Here is a 10012-nt window from a genome sequence, read left to right on the forward strand (position 1 = left end):
GCGATGGAAATGCGGCTGCCGGCACAGCCGCACGAGAAACGTGGTACCCGTCCTCGCCCGCCGCGAAACCTCGCGGTGCGACTCTGATACAGTCCGGCGCGACACACCGGAGGGCAAGAGGGCTGGATGGCGCACCGAATTACGTTGGTTCCCTTGGCAATAGCACTTGTGCTCGGAGCGGCCGCCTGCGGCGACGAGTCCGGCGGGGCACCGGCGACCACCACCACGCAGGCCGCGAGCACCGCCACCCAGCTGTTCGATCCCTGCACCGGCATCCCCGACACCGCGCTGACGAGCGCGGGCCTCGATCCGGCGAGCAAGCAGGTCGGTGTCGGCGGGGTGAAGCAGCCGGGCTGGGAGATCTGCGGCTGGAAGGGCGCTGACTTCACCCTCGGCGTGTTCTCCAATGGCATGTCCGTGGCCGAGTTCGAGCGCAAGCCGGGCAATGTCGACTTCCAGGACGTCACGATCGGTGGGCGCACCGGACGCCAATTCCGCGTCGACGACGCCGCCAAGGACCAGATGTGCGATGCGCTCTTCCCCGCTCGCCAGGGCCTGCTGCAACTGACGCTGGTCAACAAGACCACCGATCAGAACCCCTGCGAACGCCTCGCGACCGTCGGCGAAGCGATCGTGCCCACCCTGCCGAGATGAAAGACCCCCGGCCTCAGCCGCCGAGGATGTCGAGCACCTTGTCGGAGGTGTAGAAGGGGGCGAGGCGCTCGCGGATCAGCCCGGCGAGCACTCCTTCGCGCTTCGCGCCCTCGATGACCGCCGGTCCGTACCGGAGGATCTCCCGCATGATGTCGTCACCGGTGAGGCCGAGTTCGGGCAGCATGGCCGCCAAGGTGTAATCCCCGTACTTGGTGAAGAACACCTCCACGCACTCGTCCAGGAGCAGGCCGAAGTAGTCCTTCTCGCGGGTGGTGACGGCGATCTCGTAGCACAGCAGCACCAGCTCGTTGAGGTCCTTCCGGCTGAGGTATTCGCGCAGGCCGCTGACCGGTTCGTCGGCGTGCAGGTCCCAGAACTCCATCGCGGCGGCGTGTACCGGCGCGTCGCGCAGCATCTCGCGGATGGCGTTGTTGGTGCGTTTGAGCGCGAACAGCGCGCCTTTGCCCGCCAGATCGCCGACGAAGGTGCTGTCGGCGGCGACCTTCTTGGCGCGATTGGCCGCCGACTGGCCCAGTGACATCAGCGAGGAGACGCCCGGGATCTTCTCGGCGCGCTCCCGGTTGGCTTGCATGAAGTCGTTGATCAGCTTGTCCACGAACTTCGACGCGACGGTGGCCACCAGCGGGCTCTCGGTGAGCCGGTCCAGGATGCGCTCCTGCGCCTGGTGCATGCCGAAGATCTTCTCCAGCAGCGCCTCGACCGGTTCGCGTTCGACCACCTCACCGAGGGTGTAGTCGTCGTTGGCGGCGATGTGGTCATAGATGGAGTCGGCGAACACGCCGACCATGTCGGCGAACACCGGACTGCCGCCGATCAGTTCGACGAGGGTGCGGACGGTCTGCTTGGCCTGCTCGAGCTCCACGACATCCCGGAAGACGAGCGTGTCGGCGACTCCGAGGACCGCCTCGGTGTCGCGCGCGATCACCTCCGCGAAACGCTCGCCGGTCACCTCCGCGAGCAGGAATTCCACCTGGGCGTCCAGTAGCCGTTCGGCGATCTCACGCGGCTCGCTCATCGAATTCCACCCATCACTGTTCGTCCGGCCCGCCCGGCCGGGCTCACGGCTGGTGCGGATCGATGTCGTTGCCGTGCAACGATTTCCGGATCCGATCCAGGCGCTCCCGCGCGGCCTTCTCGCGTGCCTGCCATTGCTCGTCCACGCTGCGGCCCGCTGGAGTCTGCCGATCGAGTTCGCCCATCCCCTGCGCGGTGCCGTAGCGCTGCTCGACCTTATCGCGAACTGACTCGAAAGTAGGAACACCGGAAGCCGAATATCCGCCGCTCGCGGCGTCCCCGGTGATACCAGGCGGCGGCGCCGGTACCGCCGGTACCGCAGAACCGCCGCCTACCTGGCCGGATACCTCCGGAGCCGGGCGCGGAGGCATGGCCGCGTCGACAGGGGTGGCGGGAGTCACATCACCGGCGGCCCACACGTCATCGGTCTCCAACAGCCCGGTCAGCGCCGCATGGACCGCGGCGAACCCGGGACGCCCCGCCGTGGCGACCAGCAGCACCCCGGCGAGTTCCGCGTCCGACAGCCCCGCCAACCGGGTCACGATTTCGCTGTTGTCGCTCATACCGCCAGGCTACGCAGGCGCGGACGCACCGCACGTCGTTCAGGACCGCACGAGCGCACCTCCCCAGTCACGCACCAGGTCGTACCAGGCCGAGCCGCCCACGACGATCAGATCGTTGTGCCCGGCCCCGGGGAAGACGACGAGTCGTTTCGGCTCCGGCGCGGCGGCGTACAGCCGGTGCGCGTGCCGCAGCGGAAGTAGTTCGTCCTGGTCGCCGTGCATGATCAGCACCGGGGCGCGCAGCGCGCGGATGCGACGTTCGTTCGGATAGGCGTTCGGCACCAGCGGGGCGGGCAGGAACGGATACACCGACCGAGCCGCATCACGCAGGCCGCTGAAGGTGGACATCAGCATCACCCCGGCGGGCGGATGGTGCTGCGCCAGCTCCAGCACGACACCGCCCCCGAGGGATTTGCCCAGGTACAGCACCCGGTTCGGATCGACACCCGGCTGCGCGAGCAACGCACGCCGCGCGGCATGCGCGTCCAGGTAGGTGCCGTGTTCGGTCGGTCTGCCGGTGCTGCGGCCGTATCCGCGATAGTCGAAGGCCAGCACGTCGAAACCGGCCTCGGTGAGCAACGCGAAGATCGGCACCCGGTCACCGATATTGCCCGCGTTGCCGTGCGCGAACAGGACGTGCCCGACCGAATGCGCGGCGGGCATCCACCAGGCGTGCACCGTTTCCCCGTCCGAGGTGCGCAGGGACAGGTCGGTGTACGCCATGCCGAGCAGCGCCGGGGTCTGCAGCAGCGTCCGTTCCGGCAGGTAGGTCAGCGCGTTGAGGATCGGACGGGCCGGATGTCGCATGCCCCCGTTCTTACTCCTGGACAGGCGAGGCCGCGCCGGGCGGGTGCCGTGACACCGGCGGCTCACCACGCTTTGATCTCGATGGCCGAGGCGACGGCGACACCGGCAGAGCGGCTGGTAGCGGCCGATCGTCGCGCCTTACGAGACGCTGCCGACCGGCGACGGTTCGATACCGGGCAACGGCCGGATGCTTCCGACATCGGCGAAAGAGTGAGCCGGCACGGCAGGCCGCCCACCGCCTCAGCCGCTCGGGCAACCCGGCCGCGACCCCGGCGGACACCCTGCTCCACCTCGAGCGGCCTACAACGAGCGCCGGAAGACGGCGGGCGGGTGATACCGAAGCCGTACGCCCTCAACCGCACGGCCTCTGTTGCCATGAGAACCCGAGGTCAGCCGCGCAGCACCGCGCCAACGGCGTCGGCCGCCGCCGCGACGGCCGCGTCGCGCGCCGCACTGGCCTCGTCCTCGGTGAGGGTCCGGTCGGCGGCGCGGAAACGGAGGGCATAGGTGAGCGACTTGCGTCCCTCCCCCGCCTGAGCACCCTCGTACACGTCGAACAGGGCGATGTCCTCCAGCAGTTCGCCGCCACCGTTGCGCAGCGCGGCCTGCACCGACGCCGCGGGAACCGTCTTCTCGACGCTCACCGAGACGTCCTGGAGCACCGCCGGGAACGGCGACACCGTCGGAACCGGCCGGGCTTCCCGCAGCGGCAACGCGTCCAGGTCGAGTTCGACGGCGCAGGTGCGCGGCGGCAGACCGGAGCGTTCCAGCACGGCGGGGTGCAGTTCGCCCGCGTAGCCGACGACCGTGCCGTCCACGACGAGTTCGGCGCAGCGGCCGGGGTGCCAGGGCAGGTGCGCCGCCGCACGGCGCTCGATGGTCACACCGGCCGCGTCCGCGACGGCGTCGGCGAGAGCGAACGCGTCGGCGGCTTCGACCGGACGGCCCGGCCCCCACGGCCCCCGCGGCTCGCGGCGGCCGGTCAGGACGGCGGCCACGTGCACCGGCTGTTCGGGCAGCGAGTCCAGCAGTTCGGCGATCTCCTCGTCGGTGGGGCGACGGTCCACCGCCAGCGGATCGATCGCCCTGGTCCTCGCCCCGGGCAGCACGACCTGCGCGATGCCGTAGATCGCCAGATCACGCGCGCCCCGCGAGATATTGCGGGCGGCCACCTCGAGCAAACCGGGCAGCAGGGTGGTGGCCAGCTCGGCGCGCTCCACGTCCAGCGGATTGAGCACCTTCGTGGTGGCGCGGCGCGGGTCGTCGGCATCCAGACCCCAGGTGTCGAACACCCCGGCGGGCAGGAACACCGGCGGCGGGACCTCCACGGCGCCCGCGAACGCCAGCGCGCGGCTGACGGCGCGGCGACGGCGCTGGGTGGCCGTGAGTCCCCGCCCGGCCGGAGCCGCGGGCAGCACGGACGGGATCTGCTCGAGACCCTCCAGCCGCAGCACCTCTTCCACCAGGTCGGCGGGCTGAGCCAGATCCGGCCGCCAGCTCGGCGGGGTCACCACCAGCTGACCGTGCCCGGCCTCGCTGACGCCGACCTCGACGGTGCAGCCGATCTGGGCCAAGCGCCGCGCCGAGGTTCCGGTCGGGTACGTGACCCCCGCGACGCGGTCGGCCAGATCTATGTCGATCCGGATGGGCTCGGGCGCCGGAAGCGGGGCCCGGACGTCGGTCAGCACGGGTTCGACGGTGCCTCCGGCGATCTCGGCCAGCAGCGTGGCCGCCCGGTCGAGTGCGGCGACGTTGATCTCCGGATCGACGACCCGCTCGTACCGCTTACCGGCCTCGGACACCAGCTTGTGCCTGCGCGCGGTGCGGTAGATCAGCAGCGGGTTCCAGGTGGCCGCCTCGAGCAGGATATCGGTGCTGTCCGCGCCGACCTCGGTGCTCGCCCCGCCCATCACACCGGCCAGCGAGATGACGCCGGAATCGTCGGCGATCACCACGTCCTCGGCGTCCAGCGTGCGCTCCACGTCGTCCAGCGTGCGCAGCGTCTCGCCCGCGTTCGCGGCGCGGACCACCAGGCCGCCCGCAACCCTGGCCGCGTCGAAGGCGTGCAGCGGCTGCCCCAGCTCGAGCATCACGTAGTTGGTGACGTCCACCGCGGGCGAGATCGGGCGCACGCCCGACAACAGCAGCCTGCGCTGCAACCACCACGGGCTGACCGCGTTCGGGTCGATGCCGGTGACCCGGCGCGCCGCGAAACGGGTGCACTTCGAATCCGGCTCGACCCGGATCGACCAGGCTTCCTGCTCGTGGTCGGGCAGGGTCCGCACCGCCGGGTCGGCGTATTCGAGATCGAAACCGCAGGCCAGTTCGCGGGCCAGGCCGCGCACCGAGAAGCAGTAGCCCCGATCGGGCGTGATGTTCAGCTCGATGACCGTGTCGTCCAGGCCGAGCAGCGCGTTGGCGTCGACGCCCGGCTCGGCGGTGCCCGGCTCCAGCACCAGGATGCCGGAATGGTCCTTGCCGATGCCGAGTTCGGCGACCGAGCAGATCATCCCGTTGGAGACGTGGCCGTAGGTCTTGCGCGAGGTGATCTCGAACCCGCCGGGCAGCACGCCGCCGGGCAGCACCACCACCACCAGGTCACCGACTCGGAAGTTCCGGGCGCCGCAGATGATCTCCTGCAGCTCGGGCTTGCCGATGTCCACCTTGCAGAAGCGGATCGGCTTCTTGAACTCGGTGAGTTCGGTGATCTCGGCGACCCGGCCGACCACCAGCGGCGGCTCGCCGCCCTCCGGGCCCGCGACCCGCCGGAGCTCGTCGACCTCTTCGACTTCCAGCCCGACCCGGACGAACCCCGCGTCGAGCTCCTCCGGCGTCACCGACCACTCCGGGTTGGTGCGCTGGATGATATCGGTCAGCCAGGACTGCGCTACTCGCACGTGACGTTTCGCTCTCTCGATCGAAGGGTGGGGTCAGGACCGGATACCGAAGGGCAGCGTGAAACGCACGTCGCCCTCGACGATGTCGCGCATGTCCGGGATGCCGTTGCGGAACTGCAGCGTCCGCTCCAGGCCCATGCCGAACGCGAACCCGCTGTACACCTCGGGATCGATGCCGCTGGCGATCAGCACCTTCGGGTTCACCATGCCGCAGCCGCCCCATTCGACCCAGCCGGGACCGCCCTTCTTGTCCGGGAACCACACGTCGACCTCGGCGGAGGGCTCGGTGAACGGGAAGTAGTTGGGGCGCATGCGCGTCCGGGTCTCCGGGCCGAACAGCGCCCTGGCGAACGCGTCCAGCGTGCCGCGCAGATGCGCCATGGTCAGGCCCTTGTCCACCGCCAGACCCTCGACCTGCGAGAACACCGGCGTATGCGTGGCGTCCAGCTCGTCGGTGCGGAAGGTGCGACCCGGGCAGACCACGTAGATCGGCAAGTCCCGTTCCAGCATCGAGCGCACCTGCACCGGAGAGGTGTGCGTACGCAGCACCTGGCGCGACCCTTCCGGCGCGATGTGGAAGGTGTCCTGCATGGTGCGGGCCGGATGGTCGGGCAGGAAGTTCAGCGCGTCGAAGTTGAAGTGCTCGGTCTCCACCTCGGGACCTTCGGCGACTTCCCAGCCCATCGCGACGAAGACGTCGGCGACCTGCTCGGAGATGACGGTGACCGGGTGGCGGGCGCCGACGGCGGCGCGGGTGGCGGGCAGCGTCACGTCGATGGTCTCGGCGACCAGCACCGCGGCGTCGCGTTCGGCCAGCAACGTGGCACGGCGGGCCTCGAACGCCTCCGAGACCCGGGTCCTGGCGACGTTGACGCGCTTGCCCGCGTCGGCCTTCTCCGACTTGGGCAGGCTGCCCAGCGCCCGCTGCGCCAGAGCCAGCGGCGCCTTGCCGCCGAGGTGCTCGGTTTTCGCGACCGCGAGCGCATCCAGGTCGGCGGCAGCGGCGAACGCCTTCTCGGCGGCCGCCGCGGCCGCGGCCAGCGCCTCCTCGGTCAGCGCTGCGTTCTGCTCGCCTGCGTCGATGTCGTCGGCCACGATGCTCCGTCTCTCCCCTTCGGTTCGCGGGCACAGCTGATCGCCTGCCCGCACTGCTGCTGGTGAACGGCTGGCGTTCACAAAACACTATTGCGTCGACTACACACTATTGGATCGGCCGCAGGCACTTCACGTGGATTACCCCGACACGGCGCAGCCCCGGTGTTGGTCGCCGCACTTGCCCAGGCGCACCGAATAATGCGCCTGACCACTCCCGCAGGGCTTCGTTCGACACGACGAGCACAACCGCGGCCGCGCAGCGTACGACGCACGCATGGTCATCCGTTCCGAGCTGCGAAGCGGGGCACGTCAGGTCTTGCGCGCATGGCGGTCACGCGCGCGGGACGACTGTGGCGCGGTCGCTGACCGGCGGGCCGGAGTCCGGGCAGACGACGAACCCTGTCCGCGCACAGCACGGACAGGGACGCACGGTTCGGACTCAATTCGCCGCGCTCACCCGCCGCGGCAGCAGCAGCGAGGTCAGCGCCCCCGCCCCGACGATCGCCGCCCCCACCCAGACCGCGGGCACGAGACCGTCCACGAAACTCTGCGGATCCAGATAGGAGCCCGAGGAGGCGAACACCGACGCCAGCACCGCGACGCCCATCGCGACACCCACCTCCCGAACGGTGTTGTTGGTGCCCGAGGCCATCGCCTGGTCCTCGGGAGCCGCGCTGGCCATCACGATGGTCGACGCGGGTGCGAAGGTCAGCCCCATGCCCACACCCGCCAGCAGGAAGGGCGCGACGTACGAGCCGTAACCGATGTCGACCGTGGTGATCGCGGCCATCCAGGCCAGGGCGACGGCCAGCAGTACCTGCCCGGTGGTGATCAAGGTGCGCGCGCCGATCCGGTCGACCAGCAGGCCCGCGATCGGTGCGACCACCATCGGCGCCATGGTCCACGGCATGGTGCGCACGCCCGATTCCAGCGGGCTGTAGCCCTGCACCACCTGGAAGTACTGGGCGAGCAGGAAGATCGAGCCGAACACGCCGACCGAGAAGGCGAAGCCGACCACGTTGCTCATGCTGAAGGCCCGGGAGCGGAACAACCGCAGCGGCAGCATCGGCTCGGGTACGCGCTGTTCCCAGACCAGCAGGCAGGCCAGCAGCACGCCGCCGCCGATCAGTGCGGACAGCACGCTCGCCGTGGTCCAGCCGTCGTCGGCGCCGTGGATGACGCCCCACACGATCGCGAGCACGCCGCCCGCCGACAGCAGCAGGCCGACCGGATCGAGGCGGCGGCCACGGCCGTGCGATTCGGCGAGCACCCGCGCCGCGAACGGCAGGACCACCACCCCGATGGGCACGTTCAGCCAGAAGATCCACTGCCAGCTCAACCCGTCGACCACCGCGCCGCCGACGAGCGGCCCGAGCGCGACGCCGAGCCCGGCGATGCCGCCCCAGATGCCGATGGCCGCGTTGCGCATCTTCTCCGGCACGGCCGCCGACAACAGGGTCAGCGACAGGGGCATCACTCCCGCCGCGCCGAAACCCTGCACCGCCCGCGCCGCGATGAGCATGCCCGGGCTGGTCGCCAGCGCGCAGGCCGCCGACGCCAGCGTGAACAGCGCGATACCGGCCAGGAAGACGCGGCGCCTGCCGAGCCGGTCACCGAGGGCGGACGCGGTGAGCAGCAGGGAGGCGAACGACAGCGTGTAGGCGTTGACGAACCATTGCAGGTCGGCCAGCGAGGCGCCCAGCTCGGTGCGGATCACCGGAAGCGCGTTGGTCACGACCAGGTTGTCCAGCGTGACCATGAACATCGGGATGCCGACCGCGGCCAGCACGACGGCGAGCCTGCGGCCGCCGATCGTGGCCACGGGCGCGCCGACGGGCGGCGCGGCGATGGGGAGGGTCTCGGTCATGTCCAGTCCTTGTTGTAATCGACTGATAACTTATCTGGAGAAAGGTATGCATTGACTGATAACATGTCAAGGGCAGGTCTATTACCAGCGGAAACGGAGCACGATGGCGACGCGAACGAGGATGACGGCCTCTGAACGGGGGGAGCAGGTGCTGCGCGCGGCGGTATCAGCGTTCGCCGAATCCGGTTACGCCGCTACCCGCACCGACGAGATCGCCCGGCGCTCCGGCGTGTCACAGCCATACGTCATCCGGCTGTTCGGCACCAAGCAGAACCTGTTCCGCGCGGCCCTGCACCGCGTATGCGACCGGATCGAGGAGATCTTCCGGACCGCGCGGACCGAGGCGGCGCCCGATGCGGACCCGGAGGCGGCGATGGCCGCCCTCGGCAACGGCTACCACCTCTTCCTCGCCGAACGCGAACTGCTCCAACTGCTGCTGCACGGATTCGCGGCCAGCGCGGATCCGGAGATCGGCGACGAGGTCCGGAGCCGATTCGGCGGCATCCACCACCTGATCCGGGACCTGACGGGCGCGTCGGAAACCGAGGCGCGGCGCTTCCTCGCCACCGGGATGCTGCTCACCGTGATGAGCGCGATGCGGGTAGCGGGCCCCGACGCGGTGCCCGCCGCCTGGGCGACGGAGATCATGGAGGACCTGATCGCCCGAGGCGACTGACGACCTCGGCCACGTCATGAGCGGCACCACCCGAAGGCGACGCCACTGACGGCGAGCGGTCACCACAGGAGCGCCGCGAACAGGCATTGCCGCATACGCTGGAGAATCAACCCGCTGGCACCAGCAGTCACCGGCGGCACATCTCCGAGCACCGTATCGGCGACCGCCGTGCGGATGAAGTAGTTCACAACCGTCGTGTATCGCCGGATCTCTGCGACGGCCTCGGGAATGAGACTCGGATCCCCACGGATCAGATCGAATTGGTCCAGCACCGCGTTCCAAGCCGGCCTCCCCACGCGCCCGGCACACCTCGACTACGTCTTTCGAGCGAAGCGAGACCGAGCATCCACCGTTCGCGGCCCGGCTCGCGTGTGCGCGGCCGCCGCGTCCGCGACGAAGGAGCAAGCGGCGGTCGCGC

The 10012-nt window shown here is 70.0% G+C and carries 9 protein-coding genes; 2 read left to right on the forward strand and 7 right to left on the reverse strand.

The window, feature by feature from the left end; translation table 11 throughout:
• Window positions 1-153: 153 nt before the first annotated feature.
• On the forward strand, window positions 154-654 hold the full coding sequence (locus ACWEKR_RS32570; RefSeq protein WP_452357753.1) for a DUF3558 domain-containing protein: 501 nt from the start codon (window positions 154-156) through the stop codon (window positions 652-654).
• A gap of 13 nt (window positions 655-667) precedes the next feature.
• Here ACWEKR_RS32570 and ACWEKR_RS32575 read toward each other — a convergent pair whose 3' ends face one another.
• From ACWEKR_RS32575 to ACWEKR_RS32600, 6 genes are all read right to left on the reverse strand, one after another.
• The gene (locus ACWEKR_RS32575; RefSeq protein WP_452357754.1) at window positions 668-1690 is read right to left on the reverse strand and encodes a hypothetical protein; all 1023 of its coding nucleotides are present in this window, start codon (window positions 1688-1690) and stop codon (window positions 668-670) included.
• Between the two features lie 43 nt (window positions 1691-1733).
• Window positions 1734-2252 (reverse strand): PspA/IM30 family protein, encoded by a 519-nt coding sequence (locus tag ACWEKR_RS32580; RefSeq protein ID WP_452357755.1) that lies wholly within the window; start codon window positions 2250-2252, stop codon window positions 1734-1736.
• Between the two features lie 39 nt (window positions 2253-2291).
• Window positions 2292-3059: an alpha/beta hydrolase gene (locus tag ACWEKR_RS32585; RefSeq protein WP_452357756.1), complete on the reverse strand. Its 768-nt coding sequence runs from the start codon at window positions 3057-3059 to the stop codon at window positions 2292-2294.
• Window positions 3060-3448: 389 nt separating this feature from the next.
• Window positions 3449-5956 carry a phenylalanine--tRNA ligase subunit beta gene (gene pheT, locus ACWEKR_RS32590; RefSeq protein WP_452357757.1) on the reverse strand — a complete coding sequence of 836 codons (2508 nt, stop codon included), beginning with the start codon at window positions 5954-5956 and terminating at the stop codon, window positions 3449-3451.
• Window positions 5957-5989: 33 nt separating this feature from the next.
• Window positions 5990-7051 carry a phenylalanine--tRNA ligase subunit alpha gene (gene pheS, locus ACWEKR_RS32595; protein ID WP_452357758.1) on the reverse strand — a complete coding sequence of 354 codons (1062 nt, stop codon included), beginning with the start codon at window positions 7049-7051 and terminating at the stop codon, window positions 5990-5992.
• Window positions 7052-7490: 439 nt separating this feature from the next.
• Window positions 7491-8918: an MFS transporter gene (locus tag ACWEKR_RS32600; RefSeq protein WP_452357759.1), complete on the reverse strand. Its 1428-nt coding sequence runs from the start codon at window positions 8916-8918 to the stop codon at window positions 7491-7493.
• Between the two features lie 121 nt (window positions 8919-9039).
• Here ACWEKR_RS32600 and ACWEKR_RS32605 point away from each other — a divergent pair, with 121 nt between their 5' ends.
• Window positions 9040-9594 carry a TetR/AcrR family transcriptional regulator gene (locus ACWEKR_RS32605; RefSeq protein ID WP_452357760.1) on the forward strand — a complete coding sequence of 185 codons (555 nt, stop codon included), beginning with the start codon at window positions 9040-9042 and terminating at the stop codon, window positions 9592-9594.
• 59 nt (window positions 9595-9653) lie between these two features.
• On the opposite strand, the gene ACWEKR_RS32610 is transcribed toward ACWEKR_RS32605, so the two are convergent.
• Window positions 9654-9866 carry a hypothetical protein gene (locus ACWEKR_RS32610; RefSeq protein ID WP_452357761.1) on the reverse strand — a complete coding sequence of 71 codons (213 nt, stop codon included), beginning with the start codon at window positions 9864-9866 and terminating at the stop codon, window positions 9654-9656.
• Window positions 9867-10012: the final 146 nt, after the last annotated feature.

The organism is Nocardia sp. NPDC004573, assembly GCF_053602135.1.